This is a genomic window from Sphingomonas sp. SP6, from assembly GCF_058313435.1.
In genome coordinates this window covers 329,811-348,495 of the sequence record NZ_JBZFLG010000003.1, presented here as the reverse complement: position 1 = coordinate 348,495, position 18,685 = coordinate 329,811, and the positions used below count along the sequence as shown (strand labels likewise).

General features: G+C 70.8%; 24 protein-coding genes. 13 read left to right on the top strand and 11 right to left on the bottom strand.

What is annotated here, in order from left to right:
• Positions 1 to 48: 48 nt before the first annotated feature.
• Positions 49 to 1,245 (bottom strand): penicillin-binding protein activator, encoded by a 1,197-nt coding sequence (locus AC4GYY_RS11885; protein WP_491120789.1) that lies wholly within the window; start codon positions 1,243 to 1,245, stop codon positions 49 to 51.
• A 9-nt stretch (positions 1,246 to 1,254) separates the two neighbouring features.
• On the opposite strand from AC4GYY_RS11885, the gene rsmI reads away from it, so the two are divergent.
• From rsmI to AC4GYY_RS11860, 5 genes are all read left to right on the top strand, one after another.
• Positions 1,255 to 2,085, top strand: coding sequence for a 16S rRNA (cytidine(1402)-2'-O)-methyltransferase (gene rsmI, locus AC4GYY_RS11880; protein ID WP_491120788.1), 831 nt, complete (start codon positions 1,255 to 1,257; stop codon positions 2,083 to 2,085).
• Positions 2,082 to 2,441, top strand: a complete 360-nt coding sequence (locus AC4GYY_RS11875) for a YraN family protein (protein WP_491120787.1) — start codon at positions 2,082 to 2,084, stop codon at positions 2,439 to 2,441. The genes rsmI and AC4GYY_RS11875 overlap by 4 nt, the downstream gene beginning before the upstream one ends.
• A gap of 40 nt (positions 2,442 to 2,481) precedes the next feature.
• Positions 2,482 to 3,444 carry a glutathione synthase gene (gene gshB / locus AC4GYY_RS11870; protein WP_491120785.1) on the top strand — a complete coding sequence of 321 codons (963 nt, stop codon included), beginning with the start codon at positions 2,482 to 2,484 and terminating at the stop codon, positions 3,442 to 3,444.
• Positions 3,445 to 3,466: 22 nt separating this feature from the next.
• The gene (locus AC4GYY_RS11865; protein WP_491120784.1) at positions 3,467 to 4,072 is read left to right on the top strand and encodes a DedA family protein; all 606 of its coding nucleotides are present in this window, start codon (positions 3,467 to 3,469) and stop codon (positions 4,070 to 4,072) included.
• Between the two features lie 90 nt (positions 4,073 to 4,162).
• Positions 4,163 to 4,336, top strand: a complete 174-nt coding sequence (locus tag AC4GYY_RS11860; RefSeq protein WP_491120783.1) for a hypothetical protein — start codon at positions 4,163 to 4,165, stop codon at positions 4,334 to 4,336.
• Here the strand turns inward: AC4GYY_RS11860 and AC4GYY_RS11855 are convergent.
• The gene (locus AC4GYY_RS11855; protein ID WP_491120782.1) at positions 4,333 to 5,211 is read right to left on the bottom strand and encodes a tyrosine recombinase XerC; all 879 of its coding nucleotides are present in this window, start codon (positions 5,209 to 5,211) and stop codon (positions 4,333 to 4,335) included. The two genes, AC4GYY_RS11860 and AC4GYY_RS11855, sit on opposite strands and share 4 nt — an antisense overlap.
• Positions 5,212 to 5,282: 71 nt before the next feature.
• Between AC4GYY_RS11855 and AC4GYY_RS11850 the strand changes: the two genes are divergently transcribed.
• Positions 5,283 to 6,737, top strand: a complete 1,455-nt coding sequence (locus tag AC4GYY_RS11850; protein ID WP_491120781.1) for a diguanylate cyclase domain-containing protein — start codon at positions 5,283 to 5,285, stop codon at positions 6,735 to 6,737.
• A gap of 81 nt (positions 6,738 to 6,818) precedes the next feature.
• On the opposite strand, the gene AC4GYY_RS11845 is transcribed toward AC4GYY_RS11850, so the two are convergent.
• Entirely contained in the window at positions 6,819 to 7,550 is a 732-nt protein-coding gene (locus tag AC4GYY_RS11845) for a hypothetical protein (RefSeq protein ID WP_491120780.1), read from the bottom strand.
• A 93-nt stretch (positions 7,551 to 7,643) separates the two neighbouring features.
• Here AC4GYY_RS11845 and AC4GYY_RS11840 point away from each other — a divergent pair, with 93 nt between their 5' ends.
• Positions 7,644 to 7,865, top strand: a complete 222-nt coding sequence (locus AC4GYY_RS11840; RefSeq protein ID WP_491120779.1) for a hypothetical protein — start codon at positions 7,644 to 7,646, stop codon at positions 7,863 to 7,865.
• Positions 7,866 to 7,937: 72 nt separating this feature from the next.
• On the opposite strand, the gene AC4GYY_RS11835 is transcribed toward AC4GYY_RS11840, so the two are convergent.
• Positions 7,938 to 8,243 carry a glycine zipper 2TM domain-containing protein gene (locus AC4GYY_RS11835; RefSeq protein ID WP_491120778.1) on the bottom strand — a complete coding sequence of 102 codons (306 nt, stop codon included), beginning with the start codon at positions 8,241 to 8,243 and terminating at the stop codon, positions 7,938 to 7,940.
• Between the two features lie 113 nt (positions 8,244 to 8,356).
• On the opposite strand from AC4GYY_RS11835, the gene AC4GYY_RS11830 reads away from it, so the two are divergent.
• Entirely contained in the window at positions 8,357 to 8,998 is a 642-nt protein-coding gene (locus AC4GYY_RS11830; RefSeq protein ID WP_491120776.1) for a trimeric intracellular cation channel family protein, read from the top strand.
• On the opposite strand, the gene AC4GYY_RS11825 is transcribed toward AC4GYY_RS11830, so the two are convergent.
• The 3 genes from AC4GYY_RS11825 to AC4GYY_RS11815 form a co-directional block, all read right to left on the bottom strand.
• Positions 8,962 to 9,585, bottom strand: coding sequence for a hypothetical protein (locus AC4GYY_RS11825; RefSeq protein WP_491121207.1), 624 nt, complete (start codon positions 9,583 to 9,585; stop codon positions 8,962 to 8,964). The genes AC4GYY_RS11830 and AC4GYY_RS11825 overlap by 37 nt on opposite strands.
• Before the next feature lie 2 nt (positions 9,586 to 9,587).
• The gene (locus tag AC4GYY_RS11820) at positions 9,588 to 9,944 is read right to left on the bottom strand and encodes a DNA primase (RefSeq protein ID WP_491120775.1); all 357 of its coding nucleotides are present in this window, start codon (positions 9,942 to 9,944) and stop codon (positions 9,588 to 9,590) included.
• A 68-nt stretch (positions 9,945 to 10,012) separates the two neighbouring features.
• On the bottom strand, positions 10,013 to 11,242 hold the full coding sequence (locus AC4GYY_RS11815) for a multidrug effflux MFS transporter (RefSeq protein WP_491120774.1): 1,230 nt from the start codon (positions 11,240 to 11,242) through the stop codon (positions 10,013 to 10,015).
• Positions 11,243 to 11,353: 111 nt separating this feature from the next.
• Between AC4GYY_RS11815 and AC4GYY_RS11810 the strand changes: the two genes are divergently transcribed.
• Genes AC4GYY_RS11810 through AC4GYY_RS11800 form a run of 3 tightly spaced genes read left to right on the top strand, consistent with a single transcriptional unit; the run spans position 11,354 to position 13,358 of the window.
• On the top strand, positions 11,354 to 11,854 hold the full coding sequence (locus AC4GYY_RS11810) for a hypothetical protein (protein WP_491120773.1): 501 nt from the start codon (positions 11,354 to 11,356) through the stop codon (positions 11,852 to 11,854).
• 30 nt (positions 11,855 to 11,884) lie between these two features.
• Positions 11,885 to 12,838, top strand: coding sequence for an isopenicillin N synthase family dioxygenase (locus AC4GYY_RS11805; RefSeq protein ID WP_491120772.1), 954 nt, complete (start codon positions 11,885 to 11,887; stop codon positions 12,836 to 12,838).
• A gap of 10 nt (positions 12,839 to 12,848) precedes the next feature.
• On the top strand, positions 12,849 to 13,358 hold the full coding sequence (locus AC4GYY_RS11800; protein WP_491120771.1) for a DUF1993 domain-containing protein: 510 nt from the start codon (positions 12,849 to 12,851) through the stop codon (positions 13,356 to 13,358).
• On the opposite strand, the gene AC4GYY_RS11795 is transcribed toward AC4GYY_RS11800, so the two are convergent.
• The 4 genes from AC4GYY_RS11795 to AC4GYY_RS11780 all read right to left on the bottom strand — a co-directional run bounded on the left by AC4GYY_RS11795 (position 13,355) and on the right by AC4GYY_RS11780 (position 16,546).
• Positions 13,355 to 14,563, bottom strand: a complete 1,209-nt coding sequence (locus AC4GYY_RS11795) for a M20 metallopeptidase family protein (RefSeq protein WP_491120770.1) — start codon at positions 14,561 to 14,563, stop codon at positions 13,355 to 13,357. The genes AC4GYY_RS11800 and AC4GYY_RS11795 overlap by 4 nt on opposite strands.
• Positions 14,564 to 14,601: 38 nt before the next feature.
• On the bottom strand, positions 14,602 to 14,958 hold the full coding sequence (locus AC4GYY_RS11790) for a hypothetical protein (RefSeq protein ID WP_491120768.1): 357 nt from the start codon (positions 14,956 to 14,958) through the stop codon (positions 14,602 to 14,604).
• 83 nt (positions 14,959 to 15,041) lie between these two features.
• Positions 15,042 to 15,470 carry a CoA-binding protein gene (locus AC4GYY_RS11785; RefSeq protein ID WP_491120766.1) on the bottom strand — a complete coding sequence of 143 codons (429 nt, stop codon included), beginning with the start codon at positions 15,468 to 15,470 and terminating at the stop codon, positions 15,042 to 15,044.
• A 125-nt stretch (positions 15,471 to 15,595) separates the two neighbouring features.
• Complete coding sequence (locus AC4GYY_RS11780; protein ID WP_491120764.1) at positions 15,596 to 16,546, bottom strand: Mrp/NBP35 family ATP-binding protein; 951 nt, start codon at positions 16,544 to 16,546, stop codon at positions 15,596 to 15,598.
• A gap of 72 nt (positions 16,547 to 16,618) precedes the next feature.
• On the opposite strand from AC4GYY_RS11780, the gene hflK reads away from it, so the two are divergent.
• Both hflK and hflC read left to right on the top strand, forming a co-directional pair.
• Positions 16,619 to 17,728 (top strand): protease modulator HflK, encoded by a 1,110-nt coding sequence (gene hflK, locus AC4GYY_RS11775; RefSeq protein WP_491120763.1) that lies wholly within the window; start codon positions 16,619 to 16,621, stop codon positions 17,726 to 17,728.
• Entirely contained in the window at positions 17,725 to 18,597 is an 873-nt protein-coding gene (gene hflC, locus AC4GYY_RS11770; RefSeq protein ID WP_491120761.1) for a protease modulator HflC, read from the top strand. Before hflK ends, hflC begins: the two co-directional genes overlap by 4 nt.
• Positions 18,598 to 18,685: the final 88 nt, after the last annotated feature.

The following is an 18,685-nucleotide window of genomic DNA, read 5'->3' as shown; positions in this document are numbered from 1 at the left end:
GGAGCGGAGAACGACGTTCTGCGCTCCCCGCTTCGCCGAACGCAGACCCTAGCGCCGCCCGAACCCCGAAGGGGCGGGCGATACGGTCACCGCGGTTCCGCCCCGAAGCTCCTGGACCTCCAGGCTCCGCTCGGCCACGCCGTCGCGGCCGAAGCGGAACGCGCCGTCGACCCCGCCGAACCCTTCCGCCGAACGAAGCCGCCCTTCGGGAAACCTGGTCCCGACCGGCCAGTCGCGCGCGATCCGCACCGTCAGCAGCACCGCGTCATAGCCGAGGCTCGAGAGGCGGTACGGCGCCGCGCCGAAGCGCGCCCGATATTTCGCCGCATATTGGCGGTAGAGCGCGTCGGAGACGCTCGCGAACCAGGCGCCGTTCAGCGACGGCTTGGCCGCGGCGCTCGCGTCCGAGTTCCACAATTCCGTTCCCAGGATATGCGCGCCGGGGCTCGCGCGGCGGAGCAGCGGCACCGCCCCTGCGGCGGTGGTCGCGCCGTCGGCGATCAGCACCCCGTCGAACGGCGCGTCCTTCGCCATGCGGCCGACCGCCGCCGCGACCCCGCCGTTCGACCGCTCATAGGTCTGGAGCGAGATCACCCGCCCGCCCGCGCTCTCCACCGCCCGCAGGAATGCGGTCGACGCGCGCGTGCCGTACAGCGCGTTGGGGACCAGCCCGCCGAAATTGCTGAGCCCGCGCCCCTTGGCGTAATCGACCACACGCTCGATCGATTGCTGGGGCGAATAGCCCATCACATAGGTGCCGTTCCCCGCCACGCCCGTGTCGTTCGAAAAGGCGATCACCGGCACGCCGGCCCCCCGCGCGACCGGCGACACCTGGCGAACGTCGTCGGCGAGCAGGGGGCCGAGGATCAACTGCGCGCCGTCGGCGATCGCCCGGCTGGCCGCGGCGCCCGCGCCCGGCGCGGTGTCGTAGGTGGTGATGCGGACCTGTTCGTTCTTGGTGTCGAGCAGCGCCAGCTGGGTGGCGTTGGCGATGCTCCGCCCGACGCCCGCGTTCGGCCCCGACATGGGCACCAGCAGCGCGACACGGTTGCGGGCGGTGTCGCGCGGGATCCCGGCCTCGACATCGGTGTTGGGGCGGGGCGGGGGCGGCGTGTAGCGGGGCGGCGGCGGCGCGACCGGCCCGCGCGGCACAACCGTCTGGCAGGCGGCGAGCAGCCCGGCGGCGGCGATCGCCGCCAGCCGCAGCCACCCACCCCGTTGCGCGCGCGCCTCACCCTCTGCCATGACATCCCCTTGGAAAGCTTATCGCCCGGTCTCTACATCGTCGCGACGCCGATCGGCAATCTCGGCGATCTGTCGCCGCGCGCCGCGGACGTGCTCGCGCGCGCCGACGTCGTCGCGGCGGAGGACACCCGCGTCACCGCGACGCTGATGCGTCACATCGGCGTCAAGCGCACGATGCTGCCCTATCACGATCACAATGCCGACCGCGTCCGCCCCGATCTGATCGCGCGGATGGCGACCGAGTCGGTGGCGCTGGTCTCGGACGCGGGGACGCCCTTGATCTCCGATCCCGGCTTCAAGCTGGTCCGCGACGCGCGCGCGGCAGGCCATGCGGTGACGACGATCCCGGGGCCCTGCGCGGCGGTGGCGGCGCTGACGCTCGCCGGGCTGCCGACCGACCGCTTCCTGTTCGCCGGCTTCCTGCCGGCGAAGGCGGGCGCGCGCGCGACCGAGATCGCCGAGCTGGCGCGGGTGCGCGCGACGCTGGTGTTCTACGAGAGCGGTCCCCGCCTCGCCACCTGCCTCGCCGCGCTGGCAGAGGGACTCGGCGACCGCGAGGCTGCGGTCGCGCGCGAGATCAGCAAGAAGTTCGAGGAGACGGTGACGGGCACGCTGTCCTCGCTCGCCGCCCGCTATGCCGACGCCGCTCCCAGAGGCGAGATCGTCGTCGTCGTCGCGCCCCCTGGCGCGCCCGCTCCCGCCAGCGAGGAGGATGCCGACGCCGCGCTCGCCGACGCGCTGACCCGGCTCCCTGCGTCGAAGGCCGCGGGCGAGGTGGCGAAGCGGCTGGGGCTCGACCGCCGCGAACTGTACGCGCGGGCGCTGGAGCTGAAGGGGTGACCACACTCAGGCGTCAGGCCGCCGACGCCGCCGGACGCCGCGGCGAATCGTATGCCGCGCAGTGGCTCGAACGCCGGGGCTGGGAGGTGCTGGCGAAGCGGGTGAAGACCAAGGCCGGCGAGGTCGACCTGATCGTCCGCCGCCCGGGGCTGGTCGTCTTCGTCGAGGTCAAGGTGCGCAAGACGCAGGGCGAGCTCGACCACGCGATCGACGAGCATCGCCTGGCGCGCGTCGCCGCGGCGGCGGAACTGCTGATGCCGAACTATGCGACCGCGGGGGAGGACATCCGTGTCGACGTGATGCTCCTCGCCCCAGGCTGCCTGCCGCGCGTGATCGAAAATGCGTGGGTGCCTTGAAATCCTCCCCGACCGGGAGAGGATTGTATAAGGGCCCCCCATGACCCAGCCCCTCACCGTCGCCGTCCAGATGGATCCGCTCGAATCGATCAACATCGCCGGCGACTCGACCTTCGCCCTGATGCTTGCCGGGCAGAAGCGGGGGCACAAGCTCCACCATTACCTCGCCGGCGACCTGAACTGGTCGAACGGCCGTCTCTGGACCAAAGCGCACCCCGTCACCGTCCAGCGCGTCGTCGGCGATCACTTCGCCTTCGCCGACCCGGTCCGGCTCGATCTTGGCGATGAGGCGGACGTGGTGCTGATGCGCCAGGACCCGCCGTTCGACCTCGGCTATATCACCGCGACCCACCTGCTCGAACGGGTCGCCGACCGCACGCTGGTGGTCAACGATCCCGCGAGCGTCCGTAACGCGCCCGAGAAGGTGTTCGTTCTCGACTATGCCCATTTCATGCCGCCGACCCTCGTCACCCGCAGCCTAGACGAGGCACGCGCCTTCCTGGCCGAACACGGCGCGGTTGTCGTCAAGCCGCTCCACGGCAACGGTGGCAAGGCGATCTTCCTGATCGGCGAGGACGGGCAGAACCTTTCCTCGCTGATCGAGGTATTCAACGTCGCCTACCGCGAGCCGCACATGGTCCAGGCGTTCCTCCCCGGCGTGGCGCAGGGCGACAAGCGGATCGTGCTGGTCGACGGCGAGGTCGCGGGCGCGATCAACCGCGTGCCGGGCGCGGGCGAGATCCGCAGCAACCTCGCCGTCGGCGGCTCGGCGCAGAAGACCGAGCTGACCACACGCGAGCGCGAGATTTGCGCCGAGCTCGGCCCGGAGCTCAAGCGCCGCGGGCTGCTGTTCGTCGGCATCGACGTGATCGGCGGCGAGTGGCTGACCGAGATCAACGTGACCAGCCCGACCGGGATCGTCGCGATCGAGCGGTTCGACGGAACCGACGTCGCCGGGCTGATCTGGAACGCGATCGAGCGGCGGGTGGCGGAACGCGGCTGACGCCCGTTCGTCCCGTTGCGCTATGACCCGATTCATCCTCGATTGGATCGCCTGGGGCGGATACCTCGGCATCTTCCTGCTGATGGCGCTCGAGAACGTGGTTCCGCCGATCCCGTCGGAGGTGATCATGGGCCTCGGCGGGATGGCGGCGGCGCGCGGCGACATGGCGATGGCGCCGCTGGTGCTGGTGGGCACCGCGGGCACGGTCGCCGGCAATTACTTCTGGTACTGGCTCGGGCGGCGGATCGGAATCGCGCGATTCCGGCCGTTCGTCGAGCGGCACGGGCGTTGGTTGACGCTCGACTGGCAGGACGTGGAGGCGATCGAGCGCTTCTTCCGCACGCGCGGCGAGTGGGTCGTGTTCGTCGTCCGCTTCACGCCCACGTTCCGCACCCTCATCTCGCTGCCGGCAGGGATGGCGCGGATGAAGCATTGGAAGTTCGTGCTGTTCACCTTCGCCGGCAGCGCGATCTGGAACACGATCCTCGCCTGCGCCGGCTTCTACCTCGGCTCGCGCTTCGACACGCTGGACCGCTACGTCGGGCCGATCGCGATCGCGATCACGGTGTTGATCATGGGTGCGTATCTCTACCGCGTCGTCACGTGGAAACGGCGGAAACGGCGCTAATTGGCGATCGAATCGCTCCCGTAACGCTTCGGATTATGCTAGCCGACTCGGCGAGGGTGCCCGGGAAGGTTCGCAGAAGGAGCCGACCGCGTGAGAGTGTTGCAGTGGTTCAACTGCCTGCTGGGTCGGCATCATCGCGATGGCCGGCAGGTGCTTCACGACGGCGTCGACTTCCGCGGGCCGTGCGCCGGCTGCGGCAGGCCGATGATCCGCACCATCTCCGGCAAGTGGGAGCTGGCGACCGATCGGGACGCTCCGCGCTAGCGACCGGTCTGGGCGCGCGGGTGCGCGGCGCGATACACGTCGAGCAGGTGCGCGGCGTCCACCGCGGTATAGATCTGGGTCGATGACAGGCTGGCATGACCCAGCAGCTCCTGGAGCGATCTCAGGTCCGCGCCGCGCCCGAGCAGATGCGTGGCGAAGGAATGGCGGAGCGCGTGCGGCGTCGTCCGCTCGCCGAGCCCCAGCTGTCCGCGCGCCGCGCGCACCCCGGCCCGGATGATCGACGGCGATAGCGCACCCCCGCGGCTCCCCCGGAACAGTGGGACGTCGCGCTCCGGCGGGTGAGGGCAAAGCCTCACATAGGCCTCGATCGCCTCCCTCACCTGCGGCAGTAGCGGCACGATCCGGGTCTTCGCGCGCTTCCCCGTCACCGTCAGCGTCGCGCCGAGCGGCAGCGCCGCGCCGGTGAGCGCCAGCGCTTCGCCGATGCGGAGGCCTGCCCCGTACAGCAGCAGCAGCACCGCCCAGTCGCGCGCACCCGTCCAGGGCAGGCGGGCGGCGTCGGCCACGCTTTCCGCCAGCGCCACCGCCTCGTCGGGGGCGATCGGTCGAGGCACGCCCTTCGGGACCCGCGGGCCCCGGAGCCTGGGCGCGGCGCACCCTGCCCATGCCAGGAAGCCGCGAACCGCCGACAGCTCGCGCGCGGCCGCGGCGTTGCCGAGTCCCTCGCCGCGCCGATAGGCCAGGAAGGCGCGGAGCTCGGCGGTGTCGACCGGGCCGATCGGGCCGGGGCCGCCGCGATGATCGGCGAGGAACGCGACCAGCCGCGCCGCCGTCGCCTGGTACGCACGCACGGTGTGCGGCGAGCGGCGCCGGTCGCGCGCGAGGTGGGCGGCGTAATCGTCGGCGAGCGACATCCGCTGCGTCTAGCCTGGATCGGGATGGTTCGGCGAGCCATTGTTAACCTCCGGCGGCTACGTCCGTGGGCATGGCCCTTCAGGCTTCCCCGCACGCCTTCGGCGGCGACTCAGACGCCGCGCGTGTCGCCGCGCTCGCCGCGCTCGAGCTCGTCGGCAGCGCGCCCGAGCGCGAGTTCGACGTGATCGTCGGGCTGGCGGCATCGTTGTTCGATGCGCCGATGGCCGCGGTGACCCTGATCGATCGCGACCGGCAGTGGGCGAAATCGTCGCTCGGCCTGCGTGAACCCGACTGCTCGCGCGGCATCACCTTTTGCACTCGCACGATCGAGTCCGAGGAGCCGCTCATCGTCGCCGACGCCGATCTCGACGATCGCTTCGCTGCGCGTCGCGAGGCGCTGGGTGGCGTGCACGACATCCGCTTTTACGCCGGAGTCCCGATCCACGCCCCTACCGGCGAGCGGATCGGCGCGCTGTGCGTGGCCGACCAGACGCCGCGCGCCTTCGACGGTGCGGCGGAGCAGACGCTACGCGACCTGGCGCTGCTGGTCGACGCGCTGATCGCCGCGCGCGCCACGACCCGCGAGGCCATTCAGCTCGCCGCGGAAAGCGCGCGTCAGGCCGCGCACCTCCAGCGTCAGGAGCGCGTGATGCTCCAGGCCGAGCGACTGGCGATGATCGGCTCGTGGCGGCTTACCCTTGCCGACAACAGCGTCGAATGGTCGGACAACACCTATCGCATCCACGGGCTGCCGATCGGCCCGCCGCCGAAGGTGGAGACCGCCCTCGACTTCTACCCGCCGCAGGCGCGCGCGCAGGTGGCGCAGGCGCTCGCGACCACGATCGAGACCGGCGCGCCGATGGATGTCTCGGTCGATTTCGTCACGGCCCAGCAGCTTCCGCGCAAGGTCCGCGCGATCGGCGAGCTCGAATGTCAGGGCGGGCTGCCGGTCGCGGTGGTCGGCATCTTCCAGGACGTGACGGAGCGGTGGACGCTGGAGCAGCAGCTTCGACGCTCGGCCGACCGCGACCCGCTCACCGGCATCGCCAATCGCGCGGCGTTCGACCGCGCCCTCGACGCCGCATGTGAGGCGGCGCGTGACGACGGCGCCCTCCCGCTGGTGCTGGCGCTGGTTGATCTGGATTCGTTCAAGGCGATCAACGACACGCTGGGCCATCTCGCCGGCGACGATGTGCTGAAGGCTGTCGGCAAGCGCCTGGAGCATTCCTGGGTGGACGGCAGCTTCGCGGCGCGGCTGGGCGGCGACGAGTTCGCGCTGCTGGTGACCGACCCTGAGGTGGCGGCCGATCTCGCGACGTTCACCGACAGGCTGGAAGGCGAACTGGCCAGGCCGGTCGCGAGCGGGGGCCGGCCGATCACCTGTCTCGGCACCGCGGGCGCCGCGGTCTTCGCGGGCGGCGCGGACACCGCCCGCGATCTGGTCCACCGTGCCGACCTCGCGCTGTACGCGGCGAAGCGTCGCCGCGCGGGCGAGCGGCGCACGGCGGACCGGCGCAAGATGTAGCCGGCGCGGGCGAACGCGCCAGAAAGAGGTTCGAGGCGCCGAGAAGGCAGAGTGCCGGCGGTCGCCTGATCGTCTCCGGAGTCAGCCCCCGTCGGCCATCAGGTCCACCGCGCTCCCGCCGCCGGGCATCGGCGTCACGGTCACGAGGAACGCGCCCCCCGGCTTGGTCCCGGCGAGCATATGCTCCGCTCCGGCAACGCCGTGCTGTGCGGTGAACCCCGCGGTGGTCGCCTTCGTCCAATACCAGTCGAGCAGCCGCTGCACCGGCGCGCCGCTCTTGAAGCTCACCACCCGCAGCGCGCACCCCGCCCCGTCCGCCCCCGCCGCCTCGCTCACCGCAGCATCGGGATAGAGCGGGACGTTTCGCGGCAGCCTGTTCGCCCAGGCGGCCGAATATGCGATCGCGCCGGCGCAGCCGCCCGCCCGACCGTTCTGCGATGCCGCCATCGCGCCGAGCGTCATCGCCTGGCGCGCGGTGGCGCACTGGCGGCATTCGCCCGCTGGCGGCGCGCTGCGGAGCGTTTCGGTCTCGGCCGGCTTGCCGCTCGCCGGCGCGTCGGGCGGGACCGCGCCCGACAAAGGCTGGGGCGGCGGCCGGACCGCGTCGGCATTGGCCATCCGGGTCAGCGCGGGATCGACCATGATCTGGTCCTGGAGCGCCGACCGCAGCGCCGGGTCTGCCGCCGGGCTGGCGGTGTTGACCTCGGCAAGCTCGTGATCGAGCCGGTCGAGATCGGCGTCGGGCTGCTTCGCGCCGCCGCAGGCGGCGAGGGCGGTCGCCAGCGCCAGTCCGATCATCGCTTTGCTCTGCACGCGCGCTGCTCCCGTCATCCTCGCTCCATGCCCCAAGGCGCTTAAGGAAGCGTCATTCTTGCGAAGACGGCAGGGCCGGGCCATGTCTGGACGATGCTCAACATCCTCTCGATCCTGATCGGCCTCGTCGCCCTCATCTTCGTGATTCCCGGGGTGCTGCCGATCCTGGGCGCGCTCAACTGGCTGGCGCTGCCGATCGCGGTGCTGGGCGCCGGTCTCGGCGTGCTGTCGAGCCATGATTCGGGACGCAACTTCAACCTGTTCCTGATCCTGGTCGCGATCGTCCGCCTGTCGCTGGGCGGCGGCATCCTTTAGCCGAGGGCCGAACGAACGGGGGGCCCGGCGGTCGCCCGCCGAGCCCCGGTACGCAAAGGTAAAGCGCAGGCTTCAGCGGCACTGCCGCCGGCTGCCGCCGCGATCGATCTCACGTCCGGCGAGCGCGCCCACCGCGGCGCCGCCCAGCGTGCCGAGCGTGCGGTCGCCGCGGGTATCGATCGAACGACCGACCAGCGCGCCCGCGATGCCGCCGACGACCAGCCCGGTTGTCCCGTCCGGACGTCGGCAGCGGTAGCGCCCGTCATTGCCGCGCCACTCGCGGTATTTGTAACGGCGCTGCGCGTCGGCGGTCGCCGGGGCGACGAGGGCGGGGGCCACCATCGCCGCACAGCCGAAGGCCAGCATCAGTTTACGCATCAACATTCTCCCGAAAAGGTAACGGAAGCGGAACGTGTCCTGCCGGACGCGGTTGCATGAACGCGAAACAACGAGCGGTTCCGCTCGCCGCAAGGCGAGGCTAGGCGCACGGCGTGACGCCACACATCATCCCCGTCTTCGCTCCCTGGTTCGATCTCGCCGGGCTCGCGGTCTTCGCCGCTTCGGGCGCGTTGGCGGCGGCGAGGCGGGGCATGACCTTCGTGACCTTCGCCTTCTTCGCGGTCGTGACCGGCGTCGGCGGCGGGACCGCGCGTGACCTGCTGATCGACGCCCCCGTCTTCTGGGTCCACGACAGCCGCGCGGCGGCGGTGTGCCTGGGCATGGCCGCCGTGATCTGGGTCACGCCCGAACGCTGGTGGCGCGGCGCGGCGCTCGACTGGTTCGATGCGGTCGGGCTCGCCGCTTATGCGGTGTTCGGCGCGGCCAAGGCGCTCAGATACGGCGTGCCGCCGGTCCCGGCGGTGCTGATGGGCGTCGTCACCGCCAGTGTCGGCGGGATCGTCCGCGACGTGCTGGCGGGCGAGCCGTCGATTCTGCTGCGCCCCGAGCTCTACGTCACCGCCGCCGCACTGGCCGCGGCACTGTACGTCGCGCTGGTGACGATCGGCCTACCGTCCCTCACCGCCGGGCTGATCGCCGCCGCCGCCGGCTTCGCGCTGCGGGCGGCGGCGATCCGGTGGCGGCTGGCGTTACCTGGCTACCGGCGGGCTGCGGGCTTCACGTCGACCGAGTAAATGTGCCAGCGCTTCTGCTCGGCGGTCGCGCCGTCGACCTCGCCGATGCGGCGCAGCGTCACCGTTCCGTCTTGGGCGAACGGCGCACCGCTCCTCAGCGTGCCGGTGAAGCGGACCGGCACGGTGACGTAGCGCGACCCCGCCGCACCCTCGATGCGGCCCGGCCCGCCGACGTTGGCGTGGAATTCGCGGTAGCGGTCGAAAGATGCGGGACTCGGCGCATCGGGGTTGTCACCCCATAGCTTGAGCGCCTCGCGGACCCGCCCCTGTTCGAGCAGCGCGACATAGGTCTGCACCACGTCCGCGCCCGCCTGTCCGCTCTCGGGAGTGAACGGACCTTCGGACAGGCTGGTCCCCGGTGGCGACGCGCCCGGTGCGGGCACCGCCGGCTCGCCGACGTCGCGGACGAGCGTCGGCGCGGGGCTCGGCGCGGCGCTGGAGACCGGCGTCGGCGCGGGCACGGCTTCGGCCCCCGCGGGGGACGCCGCTCCGACCGGCTCGACGATCGTCGAGCCATTGCTGCCCGACCGCGCCGTCGGCGAGCAGGCGGCAAGCAGCGCCACGCCCCCCGCCGCAACGACGCGCATCCTCACGGCCGCAGCGCCGCGTCGTCCTTGTCGTCGAGGTCGCCGTCGTCGTCGAGCCCGAGATCGCCGTCGGTCTCCTCGTCGAAATCGTCCTGGAGGTCGTCCTCGTCGAGGTCCTCCTCATCGGCGTCGACGACCGACTCCTGCCCGACCTCGCCGTCCTCCATGCGCAGATCGTCCTCGTCGTCCTCGTCTTCCTCGTCGACGCCGAGATCGAGCGGGATGTCCGTCATCAGCGTGCCGTCGGTCGGGCCGTCGCCGGTCGCCTCGAGGATCTCGGCGCGCTGGCTCTCGTCATAGCCGTCCTCGTCGAAGCTGTTGTCGTCCGAGCTGTACGGATCGATCCTGTTCCCGCCCATGTCACGTCTCCCGCTGAGGTACCGTATCGCCAAACGGCGGGCCGGGAGCGGCGGTTCCCCGGTTCGCCTCAGCGGCCGAACAGCCGCCCGCGTTCGGCGACCAGCACGATGCCGAGCGCGACCAGCCCGCAACCCACGAACCCAGCCTGGAGCGGCGCGACGCTGCCGTCGAACGCCTGGCCGATCACCACTCCGATCGCCGCGCCGATCGCGACCGACAGGAAGCCCTGCACGCTCGACGCCGTCCCGGCGATATGCCCCATATTCTCCATCGCCATCGCCGAGAAGTTCGAGCTCGACAGCCCGAAGCACGCCATCGTGATCGCCTGGAGCACCGCGAACAGCGGCAGCGTCTCCGCCCCCGCCAGCGCAAAGCTCAGGTGAAGCGCGCTCGCGACGATCAGCCCGATCACCGCGCCGTGGCTGATGAGGCGCGTGCCCAACCGCATCACCGCCCGCGCGTTGGCGAGGTTCGCCGCCGCCATCAGGATCGAGGTGGTGGCGAAGATCAGCGCGAGCAGGGCGGGTCGGTGGAACACGTCCGCCATGATCTGCTGGATCGAATTGAGGTAGCCGTACAGCGCGCCGAGCAGCACGCCCGAGGCGAGCGTGTAGCCAAGCGACGCGCGGTCGGCGACGGTCAGCCGCCACCCGGCAACGATGGTTCTCACCGACAATGCATGGCGGTCCTCAGCGCGGAGCGTCTCGGGCAGACGGATCGCGAACCAGGCGAGCACCGCCAGCGTCACCGCGGCGATCGTCCAGAAGATCGCGCGCCAATCGCCGAACTGAAGCACCAGAGTGCCGAACGTCGGCGCCAGCACGGGGACGATCATGAACACCATGAACGCGATCGACATGACCCGCGCCATAGCGCGCCCCGAATAGCAGTCGCGCACGATCGCGACCACGGCGGTGCGGCACGCGGCCACCGCCGCGCCGCCGAACGCGCGAGCGGCGAGCAGCAGCGCGAAGCTTCCGGAGACCGCGCACAGGATGTTGGCGACGGCGTAGAGCGTCAGCATCACCACCAGCAGCCGATTGCGCCCGAAGCGGTCGGCGAGCGGGCCGTGGACCAGCTGCGCCACCCCGAACCCCGCGACGAAGGCGGTGATGACGAACTGGCGTGCATTCTCCGACCCGACGCCCAGCGAGTTCCCGATCGCGGGGAGCGCCGGCAGCATCGAATCGATCCCGAGCGCGGTCAGCGACATCAGCGCGGCGGTGAGCGCGACGAACTCGACGAAGCCGATCGGAGCCAGATTCTCCTGGACAGAGTGCGGATCGGAACGGGCCATCCGCCTCAGCTAGGGACGATTGCTGCGCCGCAACACCCCGAAAGCGCGGCTTGACGCTGCGGTAAGCGCGCTCTAGCTGTGTTGGTAGGTCAACACACCGGAGCCGAACCTATGCGTGCCGCTCTCCTCCTTCTCGTCCCCACGCTTGCACTCGCCGGGTGCGATAGCAGCGGGACGGGCACCTCGATCAGCTTCACCGGCAACAGCGACGACGGCAATGCCGGTGCGGCAACGATGAACGGCGCGACCGGCCAGGTGAAGATCGACGTTCCCGGCTTCCAGGGATCATTCAAGCTCCCCAAGATCCAGATGACGGCGGACACCTTCGATCTGAACGGCGTCCATTTGCCGCCGGGCTCGAAGATCGAGGGCTTCAACGTCGATGCCGGCAAGGGCGACAAGGACGACGGTAAGGTGACGGTCGCGTTCGTCGCGCCGACCGACGCCGCCGGGGTGCGCAGCTGGTTCGCCGACCGGCTGCCCAAGGCGGGCTATGCCGTCCACGCCGACGGCGCCGGGCTGCTCGGCACCACAGACGACAAGAAGCCGTTCGTCCTGAAGCTCGGCGAGGGCGACGCGGGTCATGCCAAGGGAACGATCACGATCGGTTGAGCTTTGGCGGTGGGTCACTAGGACGCCGTCATGCTCGACTCCCCGACCGACACCGTTCCCGTCCTCAGCCTCACCGATCAGGACCGCGACCCTGCGGCGTTCGCGCAGCGCTTTGGCGACTCCTTCGAGCGATTCGGCTTCGCGATCGTCGCCGATCACGGGGTTCCCGCCGAGCTGATCGACCGCGCCTGGGCCGAGACGCGCGCGCTGTTCGCGCTGCCGGACGAGGAGAAGCGCCGGTATCACATCCCCGGCCAGGGCGGCGCGCGCGGCTACACGCCGTTCAAGACCGAGATCGCCAAGGGCGCGAGCGTCGTCGACCTGAAGGAATTCTGGCATGTCGGCCGCGAGCTGCCCGCCGGCCATCCCTACGCGGACCGGATGCCCGCCAACGTCTGGCCCGAGCGGCCGGAGGGGTTCCACGATACCTTCGTCGAGCTCTTCGCGGCCTTCGACCGCGCCGGCGACCGGCTCCTGTCGGCGATCGCCCGCCACCTCGGCCTTGCGCCCGACTGGTTCGATCCGGCGGTCAAGGAGGGCAATTCGGTGCTGCGCCTGCTGCACTATCCTCCGATCGCCGCCGACGCCGAAGGCGTGCGCGCCGAGGCGCACGAGGACATCAACCTCATCACCCTGCTCCTCGGGGCAGAGGAAGCGGGACTCGAACTGCTCGACCGCGCGACCGGGCGCTGGCTCGCGCTCGATCCGCCCGCCGGCGCGATGGTGGTGAACGTCGGCGACATGCTTCAGCGGCTGACCAACCACGTCCTGCCCTCGACCACCCACCGCGTCGTCAACCCGCCCGCCGAGCGGCGCGGAAGCTCACGCTATTCGATGCCCTTCTTCCTCCACCCCGCGCCCGACTTCCTGATCGAGACGCTGCCGGGGTGCGTTTCGGCTGGGAACCCGGACCGCTATCCGGAGCCGATCACCGCCCATGGCTATCTCGAAGAGCGGCTGCGCGAGATCGGGCTCAAGACTTAGGAGAGAGACGATGGCGATCGACGTTCACGCCGCCTCGGTGGCGGCGTTCACCGACATGCTGACCGACATGAAGGGCTGGCTCGACAAGGCCGCCGCGGTGAGGCCGGAGGCGGAGCTGATGGCGGCGCGGCTCGCCCCCGACATGCACCCGCTGCCACGCCAGGTACAGATCGCCAGCGACACCGCCAAGGGCGCGCTCGCCCGGCTGACCGGGACGGAGGCCCCGGCGATGGCCGACGAGGAGACCACGATTGCCCAGCTCAAGGATCGCTGCGACCGGACGATCGCCTATCTCGCCGGGTTCGGCCCCGCCGCGCTCGCCGACAGCGCCGAGCGCGCGATCGCGCTCACGTTTCCCAACGGCATGGCCTTTCCGATGACCGGCGAGACCTTCCTGACGAAGTTCGCGCTTCCGAACTTCTATTTCCACGCGACGACGACCTACGCGATCCTGCGGTCGCAGGGCGCGCCGCTCGGCAAGTTCGACTATCTCGCGCACATGGCGTCGATGGCGGGTTAGTCGCCGAACCCGCTCGCCAGATACCGCTCCGCCACCCGGCAATGCAGCGCCACCCCGGTTGCGAACACCCGCTCCTCGATCGTCATGCGCGTGTTGTGGAGCGGCGGGTTGGTCGCCGCGTCCGAACCGTCGGGCGCCGCGCCCAGGAACGCCATCGCGCCGGGAATCTCGCGCAGGACGTAGCTGAAGTCCTCGCCGCCCATGATCGGCGCGTCCATCGTCACCCACTTCGGCGTGACCTCGCCCGCGACCCGCTCCATCAGCGCGGCGGCGCGCGGGTCGCACCAGGTGACCGGATAGCCCTCCTCGATCTCGATCTCCGCCGTCAGCCCGTGGGCGGCGCAGATGCCCTCGACGGTGCGGCGGAAGGCGGCGCGGGTGAGAGTGCGCGTCGCCTCCGACAGCGTGCGCAGCGTGCCGGTCAGCTTGACCTCGCCGGGGATGATGTTGTGCGAGGAGCCGGCGTGGATTTGGGTGATCGTCAGCACCGCCGGGTCGGTGACCGGCACCTGCCGCGCGATCATCGTCTGGAGCGCCCCGACGATCTCGCAGGCGACCGGGATCGGATCGCGGCAATCGTGGGGCATCGCCGCGTGGCCGCCCTTGCCGACGATCGTCGCGTAGACCGTGTCGGTCGAGGCGAGCAGCGGCCCGGCGCGGCCGAGCACGACCCCGGCGGGCGCGGTCGGCAGGACGTGGAGCGCGAAGGCGGCGTCGGGCGCGGGATCGGCGAGCAGACCGTCCTTCAGCATCTCGCGCGCGCCGTGATGTCCTTCCTCGCCGGGCTGGAACATGAAGACGACCGTGCCGGGCAGGCTCTCACGCCGGGCCGCCAGCGCCTTGGCCGCGCCGACCAGCATCGCGGTGTGCCCGTCGTGCCCGCAAGCGTGCATCGCGCCGGGGATGGTCGACGCAAAGGGCAGGCCGGTCTCCTCCTGCATCGGCAGCGCGTCCATGTCGCCGCGCAGCAGCACGGTGCGGCCGTTATCGCCGCGTTGGCCGCGCAGGATCGCGACGAGACCGGAGGTCGACGGGCCCTCGCGATACTCCAGCGGCAGGCCGGCGAGCGCGGCCTTGATCTTGGTGGTAGTACGGTCGCAGCGCAGGCCCAGTTCGGGCTCGGCATGGATGGCGCGGCGTAGCGCGATCACCTCATCCAGTTCGGCGAGGCCGGCGGCGGTCCAATCGGTGGTGGGGGCGTTCATCCGGAGACTCCTTTACCCCGAGTCTAGGCCCGCGCGGGCTATTTCGCCAGCGGGCGGACCTGGACGCCCTCGCGCCCGCCGCCGGTGGTGACGCTCAGGCCGAAGGCGCCGCAACCGACCAGGAACAGGTTCTTCTCCTGGCAATTGTCGGTGCGCGCCAGATAGCGCTTGCGCTCGTCCATCACCGCCTCGTGGCGCGGATCACCCTTCTCGGGAACAACGAAGGGAACCCGGAAGCGGTCCGCGTCGCGCAGTCCGCAGACCGTGACGTCGGTCGCGTTCGACGCGCGGGGGCAGCGCGATTCGGCCGAGGTCAGTTCGCGGTAGCGTCCGAGGGGATCGACGGCCCCGGGCGCAGCGGCGACCTCGGCGGCGGCGAGGAGCAGGACGAGCATGGCGCGACTCCGGCTACGGGACGGCGCGCAGCCTCACACGGCTTCGCGGCCAATCCAAGGCGCAAACCGCGGCCGCGGTCGCGTCACGCGACGGGAGCCACGCCCAGCCGCGGAATGTCGATCGCGGGGCAGCGATCCATCACCACCGCCAGTCCCGCCGCCTCGGCGCGCGCGGCGGCAAGCTGATCGACCACGCCCAGCTGCATCCACACCGCCTTTGCGCCCGCCGCGATCGCTTCGTCCACCGCCTCGCCCGCCAGGGCGGAGCGTCGGAAGATGTCGACCATGTCGATCGGCTCGCCGATCTGCGACAGCTCACGGAAGACGAACTCGCCGTGGAGGTGCTCGCCGGTGATCTGCGGGTTGACCGGGATCACGCGGTAGCCGTGTGCTTGGAGGCTCGCCATCACGCGGTAGCTCGGCCGGTCGGGGCGGTCGGACGCGCCGACAAGCGCGATCGTGCGGACGGATTCGAGCAGCGCCTTGATGTCGGCGTCGGTGGTGAGGGGCATGGTGGGTCTCCTGTCGGCTCCGGTTCAAGCCGGTTGGGACCAAACAGTTCCGTTCGTGCCGAGCGCAGTCGAGGTACGTGCGGGGAAGGTCCCGCGACTGCGCTCGGGACGAACGGGGAGGGTGGCTACACCTCCGCCAGCCCCCGCGCGACCGCCTCCGCGATCGGCGCCCACACCTTGTCGTCCTCGCGCGCGGCGGGCGGCTCGCCCGCGTCGCTCGCGGTGCGGATCGCGATGTCGAGCGGGATGCGGCCGAGGAACGGCGCGCCGATCCGCGCCGCCTCCGCCTCCGCGCCGCCGCGACCGAACGGGTCGGAGATCTCGCCGCAATGCGGACAGACATAGCCCGCCATGTTCTCGATCAGCCCCAGGATCGGCACGCCCGCCTTGTCGAACAGGTCGACCGCGCGCGCGGCGTCGATCAGCGCCAGGTCCTGCGGGGTCGAGACGATCACGGCGCCCGCGGGCTTGTACTTCTGGATCATCGTCAGCTGGACGTCGCCGGTGCCGGGCGGGAGGTCGACCACCAGCAACTCGGTCGCCCCCCAGTCGGCCTCGATCAATTGCCCGAGCGCGCCCGCCGCCATCGGCCCGCGCCAGGCTAGCGCCCGCCCGCCCTCGACCAGCATCCCCATCGACAGCATCGGTACGCCGTAGGGCGTTTGGACCGGCAGCAACACTTTCTCACGCGCCTGCGGACGCTCGGCGGTCGCCATCAGCCGCGGTTGCGACGGGCCGTAGATGTCCGCGTCGACCAGGCCCGTCCGGTGCCCGGCGCGGGCGAGCGCGACCGCGAGATTGGCGGCGACGGTCGACTTGCCGACCCCGCCCTTGCCGCTGGCGACCGCGACGATCCTGCGGCGGACGCGCTCTGCGGTGACGGCGATGCGCACCTCGGCGACGCCTGCGACCGCGGCGGCGGCGGCGTGGACCTCGGCCTCCAGCGCGTCGCGTTCGACGTTGTCGAGCCCCGTCGCGTCGAGCACCACGCCGACCCGTGCGCCCTCGATCCGGGCGGTGGCGCGGCCGGGGGCGACGGCGGTCATCGCCGCCTTCAGCATCTCGAAGTCGATCATGGCGACGAGCCGTTACGAGATGGGGCAGGGCTTGCCACTGTTTTTCGCGGGACCACGCCCTATAAAGATCGCATGATACGCCTGCCGGGCTGGCTCGCCCGCCCCCCGATCCTCGCCGCCGACGCTCCGAAGGGACCCCAAGGGCCGTGGGGGGGCGGCGGGAGCGATCCCGAGCCCGGTCCGCGCAATCCGTGGTCGGTCCCGCCTTCGACCCGCAAGGGCGCGACCAAGCCCACGGCGCTCGACGAGTTCCTGACGCGCGCCAAGCAGGTGGGCGGCGGCGGCGGCGGGCTGCCCCAGCTTCCCGGCGGCAATGCGCGGACCTTGTGGGCGATCGGGGTCGCGGTGCTGGTCCTCGTCTGGGTGCTGTTCACCTCCTTCCACCAGATCGGTCCTCAGCAGCGTGGAATCGTCAGCTATTTCGGCCGTTATTCGGAAACGCTCTCGCCCGGCATCCGGATGACGCTGCCCGCGCCGATCGTCACCGTCCAAAAGGTCGACGTCGAGCAGGTCCGCACCGACGACTTTCCGCGCGACGGGACCGAAAACCTGGCGCTGACCGGCGACCAGAACATCATCGCGCTCGCTTATTCGGTGCGCTGGAACATCCAGAACCCGCGCGACTTCGCCTTCCAGCTCCGCGAGCCGGCGCAGACCGTCCGCGACGCCGCCGAGAGCGCGATGCGCGCGGTGCTGGCGACGACGACGCTCCGGCAGGCGATCGGCGCCGGGCGTACCACCATCGAGGCGCGCGTCCAGCAGGTGATGCAGCAGATGCTCGACGATTATCAGTCGGGCGTGCGCGTCCAGGGCGTCTCGATCAAGCAGGCGACCGCGCCTGCGGCGCTGATCGACGACTTCAATGCCGTCACCGCCGCGCAGCAGGAGGCGCAGGGCAACCTCAACAACGCGCGCAGCTACGCCCAGCAGGTGATCGCCAAGGCGCAAGGGGAAGCGACCGCGTTCGACAAGCAGTACGAACAGTATAAGCTCTCGCCCGAGGTCACCCGCCGGCGCATGTATTACGAGACGATGGAAGCGGTGATGGCCAAGGCCGACAAGACGATCGTCGAGCCGAACGGGGTCGCACCCTATCTCGCGCTGCCGCCCGGCGGCAAGCGCGTCGCCGAGCCCGAGGTGACGACGACCCCGCAGGCGCCGGCGCAGGGAGCGCCGCGATGACCAATCTCTGGCGTCACCCGATCGCGCTCGGCTTCGCCGCGCTTTTCGCCGCGATCGTCGCCGCGGCCACCTTCGCGATCGTCCCCGAGACCCAGCAGGCGGTGATCCTGCGCTTCGAGAATCCGGTCGGTACCGTCAACCGCTGGCACGCGGGGGAGACCTTCGGCCGCTCCGGCGCGGGACTGATCGCGCGGGTGCCGTTCGTCGACAAGCTTGTCTGGGTCGACAAGCGGGTGCTGTCGGTCGATCTCGACGATACGCCGGTGCTCTCGACCGATCAGCTCCGCCTCCAGGTCGACGCCTTCGCACGGTTCCGGATCGTCGATCCGCTGCGGGCGGTGACCTCGACCGGGTCGACGTCGAACACCGAGGAGATGGTCGGGAACCAGCTCCGCCTGCTGCTCGGCACCGCGCTCAGGAACGAGCTCGGCAAGGTCCAGTTCGCCGAACTGCTCAGCCCCGAGCGCGGACGGATCATGGATGCGATCCAGACCTCGCTCAACGCCCAGGCGCAGCGGTATGGCGCCGAGATCACCGACGTGCGGATCAAGAAGACCGAGCTGCCCGACGGCAGCCCGCTCGAAAGCGCGCTCCAGCGGATGCGCACCGCGCGGCGCCAGGAGGCGAACACGATCCAGGCCAAGGGCCTGCGCGACGCGCAGATCGTCCGCGCCGAGGCCGACGCGAACGCCGCGCGGATCTATGCCGAGGCGTTCAGCAAAGACGCCGACTTCTACGATTTCTACCGCGCGATGCAGTCCTATCGTCATACCTTCGGGGTCGACGGCACCACGCCGGAGGGATCGACGAACCTGGTGCTGGGACCGAACAACTCCTATCTTCGGGCGTTCGAGAACGGCGGGCGATGAGGCTTGCGTGGGCATGAACATTCAACGTCCGTTCAGGCGAGTCCGACCACAGTTGTAACCGATCCGGGACCCTTCCACGTTTCGCATT